Genomic DNA, 15639 nt, shown 5'->3' on the forward strand with positions numbered 1-15639 from the left:
TCATCACAGAACAGGAGACCTCCAGGATGACAGCAAACCCCGCAGACCGGCAGGACGGCACGGTGCTGCCGCTGCACGGTCCGGGCGAAGCCAGCCGCAACGCTCCCCCGCAGGACCTGGACGCGGAACAGTCCGTGCTCGGCGCCATGCTGCTGTCCGAGGCAGCCGTCACCGACGTGGCCGCCACCATGGACCCGGCCGACCACTACCGGCCGGCGCACGAGACGATCCACCGGGCGATTCAGCAGCTGCACGACGAGGGTCAGGCCGTCGACCCGATCACCTTGACCCGCCACCTGGAACAGAGCGGCGACCTGAACCGGGTCGGTGGCCCCGGCTACCTGCACTCGCTGGTCAACGCGGTGCCCAGCGCCAGCCACGCCGAGTACTACGCCGAGATCGTCCGGGACAAGGCCGAACGCCGCCGCCTGATCGAGACCGGTAGCCGCATCGTGCAAGCGGCATCCGCACCTGATGCCGACGCCAGCCAGGTGCGCGCCGCGATCCTTGCCGAGGTGGCCACCCTCACGGTCCAGGACCGCGCCAACGGCCCTGAGACCGACGACGCGCCGGACGGCCCGCCCAACCCGCTCTACGACCCGCAGAACGGCATCCGGCGCCCCCACCGGCCCGGACCGACGCCGCACCCGGACGTGTTCTCCGGCTGGGTCGGTGAGACGGTCCGGGAGCTGGACGGCACCACCGAGGCGGACCCCGTGGCGGTGCTGGTGAACCTGCTCTCAGCGGCCGGCGCGGTCATCGGCCGTCGCCCGCACGTCATGGTGGGCAACGACCGGCACCCCTGCCTGATCTGGGCACTGACCATCGGCCCCACCTCGACCGGCCGGAAGGGTTCCGCCACGTCCACCGCACGGCGGGTACTGGCGGAAGCCCTGCCCGCGTTCTTCGGGCCTGAGCACACCCCGCGCGGCCTCAACTCAGGGGAAGGGCTCATCGAGTACGTCAAGGACGACGACAGCGACGACGCCGACCCGGCCAGCGCTGACAAGCGTCTGTGGGTGCTGGAGTCCGAGTACGCCGTCACGATGAGCCGGGGCCGCCGGGAAGGGAGCAGCCTGCCGGGTGTGCTCCGGCAAGCGTGGGACGGGGACTCGCTCGGCTCGATGGTCCGTGACTCGCTCAAGGCCACCGACCCGCACATTGCGATCCTCGGTCACATCACGCCCGAAGAGTTCCGCGCCAAGATGCAGGACTCCGAAATGGCCGGCGGCACCTACAACAGGTTCCTGCCGATCTTCTGCCACCGGAACCTGATCCTGCCGGGTTCGCGCGGCGCCAACCCGGAACTGGTCAGCAATCTCGCAGGGAGCTGGCGCACCGTGCTGGACGACGCCGCCCGGGTCGACACGGTGAAGTTCAGCCCCGACGCCTGGGCCCTCTACTGCGACGTGGTGTATCCCGCCCTCAGCGACGATTCCGCGGGCGGTGTCATCGCCCAGTTCACGGCTCGTGCCGCTCCCTACGTGCAGCGCGTCGCCATGGTCTACGCCCTGTGCGACCACACCGACACCATCACCGAGACCCACATGCGCGCTGCCTGGCACCTGCTCGACTACGCCCGCGCGTCCGCCGTGCACCTGCTCGGTCACGTCACCGGAAACCCGAAGGTGAACAAGCTCTCCGACGCCGTGCGCGCTGCGGGTCCGGACGGACTCAGCGCCGACCAGGTGCGGCGGCTGTTCAAGAACACCACCCGCGCCGAACGCGACCGGCTCACCGCCGAACTGCTCGACCAGCCCGGCTACGTCCGCACTCAGCGCCCCACGCGTGGCCGCCCCACGACCGTCATCCGCTACGCGGGCTGAGGGCGTTAAGGGCGCAAAGGTCGATAAGCCCACTGACCAGCGGAAGCACGGGGGCGGTAAGGGGCGCGGAAAGAGGGGCGGTAAGTGCAGCGCTCCGCCGGCACCGGGACTTACCACCCCCCATACCGCCCTCCTTATCGCACGCGCGAAAGCACAGGTCAGACGGCTTTCCACCCTTACCGCCCTTATCGCTCCGCCTGCGGACACGAACGGAGAGAAACCGTGCGTCTCCCCGCAACCTGCGAGGCAGTCACCGTGCCCGAAGCGATGGCCGCGCTGCGGATCAGCCGGAACAAGATCTACGACCTCATGCGCACCGGACAGTTGCGCAGCTTCACCATCGGCCGGGCCCGGCGCATCCCGGCCGACGAGATCAGCACGTTCATGCGCAAGCGAATGGAGGATGCAGCCTGATGGCCAAGAGGCGCCCGAACGGGGCAGGAACCATCACCCGCCGGAAGGACGGCCGCTACCAGGGCGCCGCCTACGTGACGGACTCGCACGGCTTCCGGGTCCGCAAGTTCGTGTACGGCAAGTCGTACGACGACGTGGCGGAGGAGCTGTCCAAGCTCCAGGAGCAGGAGCGCAAAGGCGTGCCGGTCCCCAACCGTTCCTGGAAGGTCGGCGACTGGCTCAACTACTGGCTCACGCACGTGGTGGAGCCGAACAAGGAGCCCATGACCTACAGCAAGTACGAAACGATGGTCCGGCTGTATCTGGTCCCGCATCTGGGCAGCAAGTCGCTCACCCGGCTGACCCCGACGCACGTCCGGCAGTTCCTCGCGACCCTGCTGCGCAAGGGCGTGCCGGCCGCTACCCGCTTCGAGGCACTGCGCGTGCTGCGGAACGCGCTGAACCGGGCACGCCGGGAAGAGATCCTAGTGCGGAACGTCGCCGAGCTGGTCGACGCCCCGAAGGTCGTCAAGCAGGAGCGGAAGCCCTGGACGGCCAAGGAGGCGATCGAATTCCTTCGCACCGCACGCGCCCACCGGCTGTACGCAGCGTTCGTCCTCATCCTCGTTCTGGGCCTGCGCCGCAGCGAGTTGCTAGGACTGCGCTGGCAAGACGTCGACTTCGAGCACGAGCAGTTCACGCCGACCAAGCAGGTGCAGCGGGTCAAGGGCAAGGACGGCCGTAGTCGGCTTGTGCTCAAGGACCTGAAAACCGACTCGTCGACCGCCGCGCTTCCGCTGCCGAAGTTCTGTGTGGACGCGCTCAGGGAGCGCAGCTACCTGCAAGGGCTGGAGCGCGCGGCGGCCGGCGCGGCCTGGCACCAGGAGCCGGGCGAAGAACTCATCTTCTCCGAGCGGAACGGCGGGCTGATCGAGCCCCGCGGCTTCTCACGGTCCTTCGACGCACTCGTCACCCGGGCCAAGGTCCGCCGCGTCACTCCCCGGCTGGCCCGGCACACCTGCGGGACGCTGCTGGCCTTCCTGAAGGTGCACCCCAAGGTGGCGCAGACCATCCTGCGGCACAGCCAGATCAGCATGACGATGGACATCTACACGCACGTGGTGGACGAGGACCAGCGGACGGCCGCGACCCGGCTGGCCGTGCTGCTGGAGGGTGATCAGCTACTCGGCTGATGTCAGCCCTGGATGTCAAAGACCCCCGGACATGATCGTCCGGGGGTCTTTTGTGCTGGTGGGGCTAACAGGACTTGAACCTGTGGCCTCTTCCTTATCAGGGAAGCGCTCTAACCGTCTGAGCTATAGCCCCGCGCTGCACGGAAAGATTAGCGCACATAGTCCCTGGTCCCAAAATCGGTTCCCGGGTGCCGCGACCGGCCCTTACTCGTCCTCGGCCAGGGTCAGCTCCACCCCGCCGACGAAGCCCGCCGACAGGTTGTAGATGAACGCGCCCAGGGTCGCCAGCGCGGTGGCCAGGACGACGTCGATCAGCGCGATGACGGAGGTGAACAGCAGGACCCGCGGCAGGGACAGGAAGGTCTCCAGCTCGAAGCCGCCGCCCTCCGCCGACTCGGTGGCCTGGCTGATCGTCTGGCCGATGGTCTCGAAGACCCCCATGGCGTCCATGACCATCCACAGCACCGCCACCGCGACGACGGTGCAGATGCCGAGCGCGATGGACAGCAGGAAACTGACCTTCATGACCGACCACGGGTCGGCCTTGGCCACCCGCAGTCGGGCCTTGCGGGTCCGCGGGACCGTGCTGGCCCCGGTGCGGGGCCGGCGGACCGCGCCGCCGTCCGGGCCGGCGGGTGCCGGGCCTGCCGGTGCCGGGTACGCCTGCGGCGGGTGGTGCGGCTGTGCCTGCGGCTGCTGCTGGCCCGCGGGCTGCGCCTGCGTCCGGCCGCCGTCGGCCGTCGGCGTGCCCTGCGGTGGCTGCGGCTTCGTGCTGGGCGGCTTCGTGCCCGGCGGCTTCGTGCTGGGCGGCTGGTTGCCCGGCGGCTGTTTCGCCTGCGGGTTGCCGGCCTGCTGCTGATGGGGTTGAGCACTGGTCATTGTTGTTCCCCTGCGCTGGGAATCGCCCTGGTGGCCCTCGTCGTGGGCGGACGGACCACGGGCGGCGCCCGACTCCTCGTCGCCCGTGGTCCCGCTCACGACCTACTCCTCGTTCTCCGTGTCCGCAGCGGCTGCCGCGTCCCCGTCCGGAGCGTCCACAGGGGACTCCCCGTCTTCGACCGCGTCGACCTCTTCGGCCTCCCGACCGGCCTCGGCGTTGCGCGCGATGCCGACGACGGCGTCCCGCTTGCCCAGGTTGATCAGTTGGACGCCCATGGTGTCACGGCCGGTCTCCCGCACCTCGTTGACCCGCGTACGAATCACGCCGCCGCCGAGGGTGATGGCCAGGATCTCGTCCGTCTCCTCGGTGACCAGCGCGCCGACGAGCGACCCGCGGTCCTCGACGATCCTGGCCGCCTTGATGCCGAGCCCGCCACGGCCCTGCACCCGGTACTCGTCCACGTTCGTGCGCTTCGCGTACCCGCCGTCGGTGGCGGTGAACACGAAGGTACCCGCCCGGACGACGTTCATCGAGAGCAGCTCGTCGCCCTCGCGGAAGCTCATGCCCTTCACGCCGGACGTGGCCCGGCCCATCGGGCGCAGCGCCTCGTCGGTGGCGGTGAAGCGGATCGACTGGGCCTTCTTGCTGATGAGCAGCAGGTCGTCGTCGGAGGAGACCAGCTCGGCGCCGATCAGCTCGTCGTCGCGGCCGTCGTCCATCTGGCGCAGGTTGATGGCGATGACACCGCCGGCCCGCGGGGAGTCGTAGTCCTTCAGCGGGGTCTTCTTCACCAGGCCCGACTTGGTGGCCAGCACCAGGTACGGCATCGCCTCGTAGTCGCGCACGGCGAGGATCTCGGCGATCTGCTCGTCGGGCTGGAACGCCAGCAGGTTGGCCACGTGCTGGCCGCGCGCGTCCCGGCCGGCGTCGGGCAGCTCGTACGCCTTGGCCCGGTACACCCGGCCCTTGTTGGTGAAGAACAGCAGCCAGTGGTGCGTGGTGGAGACGAAGAAGTGGTCGACGATGTCGTCCTCCTTCAGCTTGGTCCCGCGCACCCCCTTGCCGCCGCGCTTCTGCGCCCGGTAGTCGTCGGTCTTCGTGCGCTTCACGTAGCCGCCGCGGCTGATCGTGACGACGATGTCCTCTTCGGCGATCAGGTCCTCGATGGACATGTCACCCTCGAAGGGGATCAGCTTCGACCGCCGGTCGTCGCCGAACTTCTCGACGACCGAGGCGAGTTCCTCGCTGATGATCTCCCGCTGCCGGACCGGGGAGGCCAGGATCGCCTGGTACTCGCGGATCTTCGCCTGCAGCTCGTCGTGCTCGGCGGTGATCTTCTGGTGCTCCAGCGCGGCCAGCCGGCGCAGCTGCATCTCCAGGATGGCGTTGGCCTGGATCTCGTCGATCGCCAGCAGGTCCATCAGGCCGCCGCGGGCCTCCTCGACGGTCTGGCTGCGCCGGATCAGCGCGATGACCTCGTCGATCGCGTCCAGCGCCTTCAGCAGGCCGCGCAGGATGTGCGCACGCTCCTCTGCCTTGCGCAGCCGGAACGTGGTCCGCCGCACGATCACCTCGACCTGGTGCGCCACCCAGTTGCGGATGAACGCGTCCAGCGACAGGGTGCGCGGCACTCCGTCGACCAGGGCGAGCATGTTCGCGCCGAAGTTGGTCTGCAGGTCGGTGTGCTTGTACAGGTTGTTCAGCACGACCTTGGCGACCGCGTCGCGCTTCAGCACCACGACGAGGCGCTGGCCGGTGCGCGAGCTGGTCTCGTCCCGGACGTCGGCGATGCCGCCGACCCGGCCGTCCTTGACCAGGTCCGCGATCTTCAGCGCCAGGTTGTCCGGGTTGACCTGGTAGGGCAGCTCGGTGACGACCAGGCACTGCCGGCCCTGGATCTCCTCGACCTCCACGACCGCCCGCATCGGGATCGCCCCGCGACCGGTGCGGTACGCCTCCTCGATGCCCTTGCGGCCCACCACCAGCGCGCCGGTGGGGAAGTCCGGGCCCTTGATGCGCTCCAGCAGCGCGTCCAGCAGCTCCTCGTTGGACGCCTCCGGGTGCTCCAGGTACCACTGGGCGCCGGCCGCGACCTCCCGCAGGTTGTGCGGCGGGATGTTGGTGGCCATGCCGACCGCGATTCCGGCCGAGCCGTTCACCAGCAGGTTCGGGAAGCGCGCCGGCAGGACCGTCGGCTCCTGGTTGCGGCCGTCGTAGTTGTCCTGGAAGTCGACGGTGTCCTCGTCGATGTCCCGGAGCATCTCCATGGCCAGCTGGGTCATCTTGCACTCGGTGTACCGCATGGCGGCAGCCGGGTCGTTGCCGGGCGAACCGAAGTTGCCGTTGGAGTCCACCAGCGGCATCCGCATCGACCAGTGCTGCGCGAGGCGGACCAGCGCGTCGTAGATCGAGGAGTCGCCGTGCGGGTGGTACGTGCCCATGACGTCACCGACGACGCGGGCGCACTTGTAGAAGCCCTTCTCGGGCCGGTAGCCGCCGTCGTACATGGCGTACAGCACCCGGCGGTGCACCGGCTTGAGGCCGTCGCGCACGTCCGGCAGCGCACGCGAGACGATGACGCTCATCGCGTAGTCGAGGTACGAGCGCTGCATCTCGGTTTCGAGCGTCACCGGCTCGACGCGCATGGCGACGCCTTCCGCCGGCACGAGCGGGGTGATCTCTGGGGGGTTCTCGTCGGCCATTGCTGTTCAAAGTCCCTTTCTGGATGCGGCGGAGGGCCGACTCAGATGTCGAGGAAGCGGACGTCCTTGGCGTTGCGCTGGATGAACGAGCGGCGCGACTCCACGTCCTCGCCCATCAGGATCGAGAACAGGTCGTCGGCGGAGGCGGCGTCGTCGATCGTCACCTGGCGCAGCACCCGCAGCTCGCTGTCCATGGTGGTGGTCCGCAGTTCCTCGGCGTTCATCTCGCCCAGGCCCTTGAAGCGCTGCACCGAGTCGTCCCTGATGCGCTTGCCGTTCTCCCGGCCGAGCCTGATCAGCTGGTCGCGCTCCCGGTCGGAGTAGGCGTACTCGTGGTCGTCCTTGCTCCACTTGATCTTGTACAGCGGCGGCTGCGACAGGAAGACGTGACCGGCCTCGACCAGCGGGCGCATGAAGCGGAACAGCAGCGTCAGCAGCAGGGTGTTGATGTGCTGGCCGTCCACGTCGGCGTCCGCCATCAGGATGATCTTGTGATAGCGGAGCTTCGAGATGTCGAAGTCCTCGTGGATGCCGGTGCCGAAGGCCGAGATCAGCGCCTGCACCTCGGTGTTCTGCAGCACGCGGTCGATGCGCGCCTTCTCCACGTTGAGGATCTTGCCCCGGATCGGCAGGATCGCCTGGAACTGCGGGTCGCGGCCCGACTTGGCGCTGCCGCCCGCGGAGTCGCCCTCCACGATGAAGATCTCGCACCGGCTGGCGTCGTTGGACTGGCAGTCCGACAGCTTGCCCGGCAGCGACGCCGTCTCCAGCAGGCCCTTGCGGCGCGTCAGGTCGCGCGCCTTGCGGGCCGCGACGCGCGCGGTCGCCGCCTGGATGCCCTTGCGGATGATGTCCGCGGCCTCGTTGGGGTTGCGGTCCAGCCAGTCCGTCAGGTGCTCGTGCACGATCTTCTGCACGAAGGTCTTCGCCTCGGTGTTGCCGAGCTTCGTCTTCGTCTGGCCCTCGAACTGCGGCTCGCCCAGCTTCACCGAGATGATCGCGGTGAGCCCCTCGCGGATGTCCTCACCCGTGAGGTTGTCGTCCTTCTCGCGCAGCAGCTTCTTCTCCCGCGCGTAGCGGTTCACCAGGCCCGTCAGCGCCGCCCGGAAACCCTCCTCGTGCGTGCCGCCCTCGTGGGTGTGGATGGTGTTCGCGAAGCTGTAGACACCCTCGGTGTACTGGGTGTTCCACTGCATCGACAGTTCGAGGGAGAGCAGCCGCTCCTTGTCCTCGGCCTGGATCTCGATCACCGTCGGGTGGATCAGCTCGCCCTTGCGGGAGTTGAGGTGCCGGACGAAGTCCGAGATACCGCCCTCGTAGTGGTACGTGACGGTACGCGGCTGGTTCTCGTCGGCGGAGTCCGCGGTGTCGGCGCCCGCGGTCTGCTTCGCCGCCTCCCGCTCGTCCGTCAGCGAGATGGTCAGCCCCCGGTTGAGGAAGGCCATCTCCTGGAAGCGCCGCGACAGCGTCTCGAAGGAGTACTCGGTGGTCTCGAAGATGTCGCCGTCGGCCCAGAAGGTGACCGAGGTGCCGGTCTCCTCGGTGGGCTCGTGCTGCCGCAGCGGCGCCGTCGGGGCACCCCGCTCGTAGCTCTGCGTCCAGCGGTGGCCGTCCGTGCGGATCTCCACGTCGACCGTCTTCGACAGCGCGTTGACCACCGAGACGCCGACACCGTGCAGACCGCCCGACACGGCGTAACCGCCGCCACCGAACTTGCCGCCCGCGTGCAGGACCGTCAGCACGACCTCGACCGCCGGCTTGCCCTCCGAGGGCACGATGCCCACCGGGATGCCGCGCCCGTTGTCCACCACGCGCACCCCGCCGTCGGCGAGCAGCGTCACCTCGATGGAGTCGGCGTGCCCGGCCAGGGCCTCGTCCACGGAGTTGTCGACCACCTCGTACACCAGGTGGTGCAGCCCGCGCTCTCCGGTGGAACCGATGTACATGCCGGGGCGCTTGCGTACCGCGTCCAGCCCCTCCAGGACCGTGATCGCACTGGCGTCGTACGACGGCGAGTCCGCGGGCACGGACTGCCCCTCGGCGTCGGGGGACGGGGGATTCTCGTTGGGGTTGCCGGAATCGGCCACGAAGCGCCCTTTCTGGCACAGCACGAGCCGTCTCCCGGCAGGCGGGAGCGGCTGCGTCGTTCGACTGGGTCCGCCAACGGCGGATGTCGTCCAGTCTACCGGTAGCGCCGACACTCATGGGGGTTTGCCGGTGCCTGAGTACCCATGTGCCGCCCTGAACCCGCGTCCGCCGACTCCCTCTATGCACCCCGGGCCCCCAAGAGGCTCACAGGGGCGCTCAGCGCTTCCGAGTGTCAACCTTCGGTGACCGTGACCGGGATCACTTCACGGTGGCTCAGAACCGCCCCCGCGCCGGGCCGCCGATCAGCCGTAGGTGTCCCCCGGGCCGACACTTCCGGGCGCCCGCAGCGAGCCGTACCGACGCGGCGGACCGCCCGGCGGCAGCACCCTGATCAGGCGCACCGTGCCCTGCCCGAGGTCCTCGTTCAGCCGCCGCACCAGCTGCGGTGCGAGCATGCGCAGCTGCGTCGCCCACGCCGTGGAGTCGCAGCGCACCGACAGCACGCGCTCCTCCTCGTCGTAGGTCTCCGGACGGCAGTGCTCCGCGTTGGTCTCCCCGACGATCTGCGGCCAGCGGCCCATCACCCCGCCGACCGCCATCGGCATCTCCCAGCCGCGCTCGGTCTTCAGCCGGTCGATCGCCGCCCCCAGCGGCAGCGGGTCCCGGCCGTCCCGGCGCGCGCCCGAACGCAGCCCGCCGCCCCGACGCGCCTGCTGGCGCTGGTCCTTGGCCGCGCCGCGCGCCTTGGCCTGCTCGCGGGCCGCGCGCAGCGCCACCCGGGCGAGGTCCACCCCGGTCGGCTCCTCGTCGGCGCCGGCCGGGGCCGGGGCCTCCGGCTGCTGCGGTGCCGGAAGTCGCGGGCCGTCCACAGGCTGTGGGTTGTTGTGCGATCCGCTCATACCCGCGTCACCTCGCCCGCCGCCACCGCGAACCGCGCACCCGCCAGCGCGGCCGGCACGTCCTCCGCGACGGCCGCCGTCACCAGCACCTGCTCGCCCGGCGCGACCAGCTCCGCCAGCCGCTCGCGGCGCCGGCTGTCCAGCTCGGCGAAGACGTCGTCGAGCACCAGCACCGGCTCGTTGCCCTCCGCCCGCAGCAGGTCGTAACTGGCCAGCCGCAGCGCCAGCGCCAGCGACCACGACTCGCCGTGGCTGGCGTAGCCCTTGGCGGGCAGTCCGCCCAGCGTCAGCAGCAGGTCGTCGCGGTGCGGGCCGACCAGGGTGACGCCGCGTTCGATCTCCTGCTTGCGCACCTCGCCCAGTGCGGCGAGCAACTGCCCGAACAGCTCCTCTCGGCTGCCGGCGCCCGCACCGCTGCGGTACTCCAGCACCACCGGGCCGCCGCCCGGCGCCACCTGCTCGTAGGCCTTGTCCACCAGCGGCTCCAGGGCGGCCACCAGGTCCAGCCGCTGCGCGAGCAGTTCGGCGCCCACCGTGGCCAGGTGCTGGTCCCACACGTCGAGGGTGGACATGTCCATCGAGCGGCCCCCGTGGCGGCGGGCCATCGCCGCCGACTTCAGCAGCGTGTTGCGCTGCTTCAGCACCCGGTCGTAGTCCGCGCGCACCCCGGCCATCCGCGGGGTGCGCGCGGTGACCAACTCGTCGAGGAAGCGGCGGCGTTCACCCGGGTCGCCCTTCACCAGGGCGAGGTCCTCCGGTGCGAACAGCACCGTGCGCACGATGCCCAGCACGTCGCGCGGACGCACCTGCGAGGAACGGTTGATCCGCGCGCGGTTGGCCCGCCCCGGGTTCAGCTCCAGCTCGACGAGCTGCTGCCGGTCGCCCTGCCGCACCGCCGCCCGCACCACCGCCCGCTCGGCCCCCATGCGCACCAGCGGGGCGTCGGAGGAGGCCCGGTGGCTGCCCAGCGTGGCGAGGTAGCCGACCGCCTCGACCAGGTTCGTCTTGCCCTGCCCGTTGGGGCCCACGAACGAGGTGACTCCAGGGTCGAGGGCGACCTCGGCCCTGGAGTAGGACCGGAAGTCGGCCAGCGAGAGATGCGTGACGTGCATGGATGACCCGCTGACCTTCCCGGCCTGGAACCGGCCGACGCTCGATTGCTGCCTGTCCGGACGCGGCCTGCTGTGACGCCCGGGTGGGGTGCGGCCGGTTACCCGGCCGGCTTGCTGCTCTGCACCGCGTGGCCGCCGAACTGGTTGCGCAGCGCGGCGATCATCTTCATCTGCGGCGAGTCGTCCTGGCGGGACGCGAAGCGTGCGAAGAGCGACGCGGTGATCGCCGGCAGCGGCACCGCGTTGTCGATCGCGGCCTCCACCGTCCAGCGGCCCTCCCCGGAGTCCTGCGCGTAACCGCGCAGCGAGGCCAGGTGCTCGTCGTCGTCCAGTGCGTTCACTGCCAGGTCCAGCAGCCAGGAGCGGATGACCGTGCCCTCCTGCCAGGAGCGGAAGACCTCCCGGACGTCCGTGACGGAGTCCACGGCCTCCAGCAGCTCCCAGCCCTCGGCGAACGCCTGCATCATCGCGTACTCGATGCCGTTGTGGACCATCTTGGCGAAGTGCCCGGCGCCGACCTTGCCGGCGTGTACGGCACCGAACTCGCCCTCCGGCTTCAGCGCGTCGAACACCGGCTGCACCTTGGCCACATCCCCGGCGTCACCGCCGTACATGAGCGCGTAGCCGTTCTCCAGCCCCCAGACACCGCCGGAGACGCCGCAGTCGACGAAGCCGATGTCCTTGCGGCGCAGCTCGGCGGCGTGCTTCTCGTCGTCCGTCCAGCGGGAGTTGCCGCCGTCGACGACGACGTCGCCGGGGGAGAGCAGCTCGGCCAGTTCGTCGATGGTGGACTGCGTGGCGGCACCGGCCGGCACCATCACCCACACCACCCGAGGTCCCGTGAGACCGTCCACAAGCTCCTTGAGACTGTGGACATCGGTGAGGTCGGGGTTGCGGTCGTATCCGACGACGGTGTGGCCGGCGCGGCGGATGCGCTCACGCATGTTGCCGCCCATCTTGCCGAGACCGATGAGACCGAGCTCCATCAGGATCAGGGGCCTTTCTTCAGGTTCCACGCACGGTTGACTGCGCTTCCGAGCCTACGCCCGGACCTCCGTGCACACCTGTGGGGTCGGCCGCTCAATCGATGCACGAACAAGCAGGTCAGCCGCTCAGCCGCACCGGCATGATCAGGTACTTGTAGGCGTCGTCGGCCTCCGCGTCCACCGCCGGCCGCCCGCTCAGCAGAGCGGGCTTGGTGGACGTGGTGAACGACAACTGGGCGACGGGGGAGTCGATCGCGCTGAGGCCCTCCAGCAGGAAGCCCGGGTTGAAGGCGATCGAGATGTCGTCGCCCTCCAGCTGCGAGTCGACCCGCTCCACAGCCTGTGCGTCGTCGCTGGAACCCGCCTCCAGGATGAGCACGCCCTGCTCGAAGCTCAGGCGCACCGGCGTGTTGCGCTCGGCGACCAGGGCCACGCGCTTGACCGCCTCGACGAACGGGGCCGTCTCGATCACCGCGACCGAGTTGAACTCGGTGGGGAACAGGGTGCGGTACTTGGGCAGGTCGCCCTCCAGCAGCCGCGTCGTGGTGCGGCGGCCGGCGCCCTCGAAGCCGATCAGCCCCTCACCCGAGCCGGAGCCGGACAGGGCCAGCGAGACGTGGTCGCCGCCGCTGAGGGACTTGGCGGTGTCCAGCAGCGTCTTGGCGGGGACCAGGGCCACCGCGGACGCGTCGGGCGTCTCGGGCTTCCACAGGAACTCGCGGACCGCGAAACGGTAGCGGTCGGTGGACGCCAGGGTGACGGTGTCGCCCTCGATCTCGATCCGCACACCGGTCAGCACCGGCAGGGTGTCGTCCCGGCCGGCCGCGATGGCCACCTGGGAGACGGCCGCCGCGAAGACCTCACCGGGGACCGTGCCGGTCGCCGTGGGCATCTGGGGCAGCGACGGGTACTCCTCCACCGGCAGGGTGTGCAGGGTGAAGCGGGAGGAGCCGCAGACCACGCTGACCCGCACGCCGTCGGTGGAGATCTCCACCGGGCGGTTGGGCAGGGCACGGCAGATGTCGGCGAGCAGCTTGCCTGAGACGAGGACCGTGCCGTCCTCCTCGACGTCCGTCTCCACCGAGACCCGGGCGGAGACCTCGTAGTCGAAGCCCGAGAGGCTCAGCTTGCCGTCCTCCGCCTTCAGCAGCAGCCCTGCCAGGACCGGCACCGGGGGACGGGCGGGGAGGCTCTTGGCGGCCCACGCCACCGCCTCCGCCAGTGCATCGCGCTCTACCCGGATCTTCACCTTCAGCCGCCTCCTGCTGTTGCTCGTTGCCGGGGTCCAGTCTGACGCACCGGACTGACAGCTGGTGCTGCTCGGGGTCAAGTCGTTGCCGAAGGGGCAGAGAGCTTTCGGGGCGAGTTGTGCACAGCCCCCACTTCGAAGCGAGATTCCTGGTCTAACTCTGTAGTCGTAGTAGTAGGGGCTGTGGATTCCGTGGATAACCCCGTACGGCCAGGTCAGGACCGGTTTTTTGTCCACCGGGCCTGTGGGCGCAGCGGTGGATGAACAGGGGGTTCCTGTGGACGACAGAAAGTTCTGCACACCCCGTACACAGCCGGGCCCTAGTTCCCCACAGCTGCGTCCCCAGGTTTACCCAGGTTCTCAACAGCCCAACCCGGCACCTTGATGTGACGCCTTTCACTCGACCCGGTGAGAGGGCGCGTCGGGTTGCCGAACAGTGGACAGGGGTGTGGAGAAGCTGTGCACAACCCGCTGTTGCCTGTGGGCGGAGAGTGGACAACTCGGGACGGCTGTTGACGGGTGATTTTTATCCACAGCCTGTGGATGATCTTTGTGCACATTTCCCCAGCCGTGTGACCTCGAACGATCATGCCGCACCGCTTCGGCTTGTGGACGCTTTCTGGACAACGCGGCAGTCCCCAGGGTGTGGACGGGCCGAGTCGGTGATTTCTGTGGACATCCAGGTCCGGGAGGGCCCGTCGGCCGGGGAATCGAACAGGCCGCGGACGACCGGATTGCCGATCTGAGGCCTGCGCAGGGGTGCGGGAGGCCCGCAGGAGGGTGCGCGAGGGCTGCGGGAGTAGGTGGGAGGGCGCCGGCGAGCGCCGCCGCGGGCATCATCCGGGGGCGGTCGGAGGGCACGTCCGGAGAGGTCCCGGAGAGGTGCGTGACGGAGTGCGGGTGCGCGTCGGGGGACGGGCCGAGCGGGGGCGTGGCGGACCGCCGGTACGGGCGCGCGGAAGCGGGCCGTCCCGGCGGGAGGGGGACGGCCCGAGGCGCGGGGTGGAGGGGAGTGGTCGTGCGACCGAGAGGGGCCTAGAGGGGCCTAGAGGTGGCAGAACCTCCGCGCCCGGCTGATGAAAGTGGTGCGGGAGGTGAGGGCCTGAGCCGCTCGCGCGGCGGGTTGACCACCAAGCTGCACTTGAGCGCGGACGGCCTTTGCCGCCCGTTGTCTCTGGTCGTCACACCGGGGCAGCGCGCGGACTGCACGCAGTTCGAGCCCGTGCTGGAGAAGATCCGCGTCCTCAGGCGGGGCCCGGGCCGGCCCCGCAAGAAACCCGACAGCGTCGCGGCGGACAAGGCATACAGCAACGGGCCTTGCCGCGAGTACCTGCGACGACGCGGCATCCGGCACACCATCCCGGAGAAGACCGACAGCCAGGCCGCCCGCCTACGCAAAGGTTCACGCGGCGGACGACCACCCGGCTTCGACGAAGAGCGCTACAAGAAACGCAACACCGTCGAACGAGCGATCAACCGGCTCCAACAACACCGAGCCGTCGCGACCCCAGATACGACAAGCGCGGTTACGTCTTCCTCGGCACCGCAACAGCCGCAGCCCTCACTATCTGGCTCCGAGCATGAGCGACCGGACAAGTCCGTCCGTCGGCCGTCCTGCCCGACTCGTTGTCCCAAAGCGCTTGACCTCAAGTCAAGTTGAGGTTCTACGTTCTTCCCATGACCACTTCGAGCAGCACCTCAGCCCCCTTCGCCCCCTCCCACGACGACGCCGGCCTCATCGCCCAGCCCATCGGATACTGGGCCAACGCGGCCGGCCAGGCCGTCGTCCAGAACATCCGGACCGCGCTCGGCGTCCTCGGCCTGACCCAGCCCGCCTGGTGGGTCCTGCACCACCTCAGCGAGCGCCCGAAGGGCTGGGGCCGCGCGGAACTGACCGAATTCCTCAGCTACTACCCGGGCCCCGACGATGACCTGCCCGGCGACATCGACAGCCTCGTCGCCCGGGGCCTGGTCTTTCAGAACGAGGACGGGCACCTGCTGCGGACCGAGTCGGGCGCGGAGCTGTACTCCCGTGCGGCGGCGCGGCAGTCGGAGCTGCGCCGCCAGGTACACGAGGGCATTCCGGACGAAGAGTACGCCCGCACCCTCAAGGTCCTCCAGCGCATGATCCACAACGTGAAGGGTGACGCGTGGCACCACTGATCCGGGCGGGCGGCTCCGGTTCACCGCTCGCGCCGCCCGGCTCCCCGGACCGGTGCCTGTCCAGCATGATCCGCCGGACAGGTCCTAGTAGTGCTTCGTTACCTTGAGTGATCTTTCCTGGTGTTGGGCATCCTTTGGTGTGTGAAGC

General features: G+C 69.5%; 11 protein-coding genes, 1 tRNA gene and 1 pseudogene. 5 read left to right on the top strand and 8 right to left on the bottom strand.

The features are described from left to right. Window positions 1–26: 26 nt before the first annotated feature. From QNO07_RS07600 to QNO07_RS07610, 3 genes are all read left to right on the top strand, one after another. Window positions 27–1826 (top strand): DnaB-like helicase N-terminal domain-containing protein, encoded by a 1800-nt coding sequence (locus QNO07_RS07600; RefSeq protein ID WP_283990870.1) that lies wholly within the window; start codon window positions 27–29, stop codon window positions 1824–1826. A gap of 222 nt (window positions 1827–2048) precedes the next feature. After that, window positions 2049–2240, top strand: coding sequence for a helix-turn-helix domain-containing protein (locus QNO07_RS07605; protein WP_283990871.1), 192 nt, complete (start codon window positions 2049–2051; stop codon window positions 2238–2240). Then, on the top strand, window positions 2240–3412 hold the full coding sequence (locus QNO07_RS07610) for a site-specific integrase (protein ID WP_283990872.1): 1173 nt from the start codon (window positions 2240–2242) through the stop codon (window positions 3410–3412). Before QNO07_RS07605 ends, QNO07_RS07610 begins: the two co-directional genes overlap by 1 nt. 56 nt (window positions 3413–3468) lie before the next feature. On the opposite strand, the gene QNO07_RS07615 is transcribed toward QNO07_RS07610, so the two are convergent. The 8 genes from QNO07_RS07615 to dnaN form a co-directional block, all read right to left on the bottom strand. After that, window positions 3469–3545: transfer RNA gene (locus tag QNO07_RS07615), tRNA-Ile, on the bottom strand. Window positions 3546–3616: 71 nt separating this feature from the next. Then, window positions 3617–4390 carry a DUF3566 domain-containing protein gene (locus QNO07_RS07620; protein ID WP_283990873.1) on the bottom strand — a complete coding sequence of 258 codons (774 nt, stop codon included), beginning with the start codon at window positions 4388–4390 and terminating at the stop codon, window positions 3617–3619. 3 nt (window positions 4391–4393) lie between these two features. Continuing rightward, complete coding sequence (gene gyrA, locus QNO07_RS07625) at window positions 4394–6994, bottom strand: DNA gyrase subunit A (RefSeq protein WP_283990874.1); 2601 nt, start codon at window positions 6992–6994, stop codon at window positions 4394–4396. A gap of 41 nt (window positions 6995–7035) precedes the next feature. Beyond that, window positions 7036–9105: a DNA topoisomerase (ATP-hydrolyzing) subunit B gene (gene gyrB / locus QNO07_RS07630; RefSeq protein WP_283990875.1), complete on the bottom strand. Its 2070-nt coding sequence runs from the start codon at window positions 9103–9105 to the stop codon at window positions 7036–7038. 279 nt (window positions 9106–9384) lie between these two features. Then, complete coding sequence (locus tag QNO07_RS07635) at window positions 9385–9981, bottom strand: DciA family protein (RefSeq protein WP_283990876.1); 597 nt, start codon at window positions 9979–9981, stop codon at window positions 9385–9387. Next, window positions 9978–11093, bottom strand: a complete 1116-nt coding sequence (gene recF, locus QNO07_RS07640; protein WP_283990877.1) for a DNA replication/repair protein RecF — start codon at window positions 11091–11093, stop codon at window positions 9978–9980. The genes QNO07_RS07635 and recF overlap by 4 nt, the downstream gene beginning before the upstream one ends. A 98-nt stretch (window positions 11094–11191) precedes the next feature. Beyond that, on the bottom strand, window positions 11192–12079 hold the full coding sequence (gene gnd / locus QNO07_RS07645; protein WP_283990879.1) for a phosphogluconate dehydrogenase (NAD(+)-dependent, decarboxylating): 888 nt from the start codon (window positions 12077–12079) through the stop codon (window positions 11192–11194). 118 nt (window positions 12080–12197) lie between these two features. Then, on the bottom strand, window positions 12198–13328 hold the full coding sequence (dnaN, locus tag QNO07_RS07650) for a DNA polymerase III subunit beta (RefSeq protein WP_283990880.1): 1131 nt from the start codon (window positions 13326–13328) through the stop codon (window positions 12198–12200). 1096 nt (window positions 13329–14424) lie between these two features. Between dnaN and QNO07_RS07655 the strand changes: the two are divergent. Then, window positions 14425–14912 (top strand): annotated as a pseudogene (locus tag QNO07_RS07655) (IS5 family transposase); the annotation flags it as partial. 93 nt (window positions 14913–15005) lie between these two features. Further along, window positions 15006–15491 carry a MarR family winged helix-turn-helix transcriptional regulator gene (locus QNO07_RS07660; protein WP_182855793.1) on the top strand — a complete coding sequence of 162 codons (486 nt, stop codon included), beginning with the start codon at window positions 15006–15008 and terminating at the stop codon, window positions 15489–15491. The last annotated feature ends 148 nt before the right edge of the window (window positions 15492–15639 follow it).

The organism is Streptomyces sp. 549, assembly GCF_030124175.1.
In the GTDB taxonomy this organism is placed as follows: Bacteria; Actinomycetota; Actinomycetes; order Streptomycetales; family Streptomycetaceae; genus Streptomyces.

Bases quoted from the DNA above. Each gene is read 5' to 3' on its own strand.
- QNO07_RS07600 (WP_283990870.1), top strand. From the start codon at position 27: ATGACAGCAAACCCCGCAGACCGGCAGGACGGCACGGTGCTGCCGCTG.
- QNO07_RS07610 (WP_283990872.1), top strand. From the start codon at position 2,240: ATGGCCAAGAGGCGCCCGAACGGGGCAGGAACCATCACCCGCCGGAAG.
- gyrA (WP_283990874.1), bottom strand. From the start codon at position 6,994: ATGGCCGACGAGAACCCCCCAGAGATCACCCCGCTCGTGCCGGCGGAA.
- QNO07_RS07635 (WP_283990876.1), bottom strand. From the start codon at position 9,981: ATGAGCGGATCGCACAACAACCCACAGCCTGTGGACGGCCCGCGACTT.
- recF (WP_283990877.1), bottom strand. From the start codon at position 11,093: ATGCACGTCACGCATCTCTCGCTGGCCGACTTCCGGTCCTACTCCAGG.
- gnd (WP_283990879.1), bottom strand. From the start codon at position 12,079: ATGGAGCTCGGTCTCATCGGTCTCGGCAAGATGGGCGGCAACATGCGT.
- QNO07_RS07660 (WP_182855793.1), top strand. From the start codon at position 15,006: ATGACCACTTCGAGCAGCACCTCAGCCCCCTTCGCCCCCTCCCACGAC.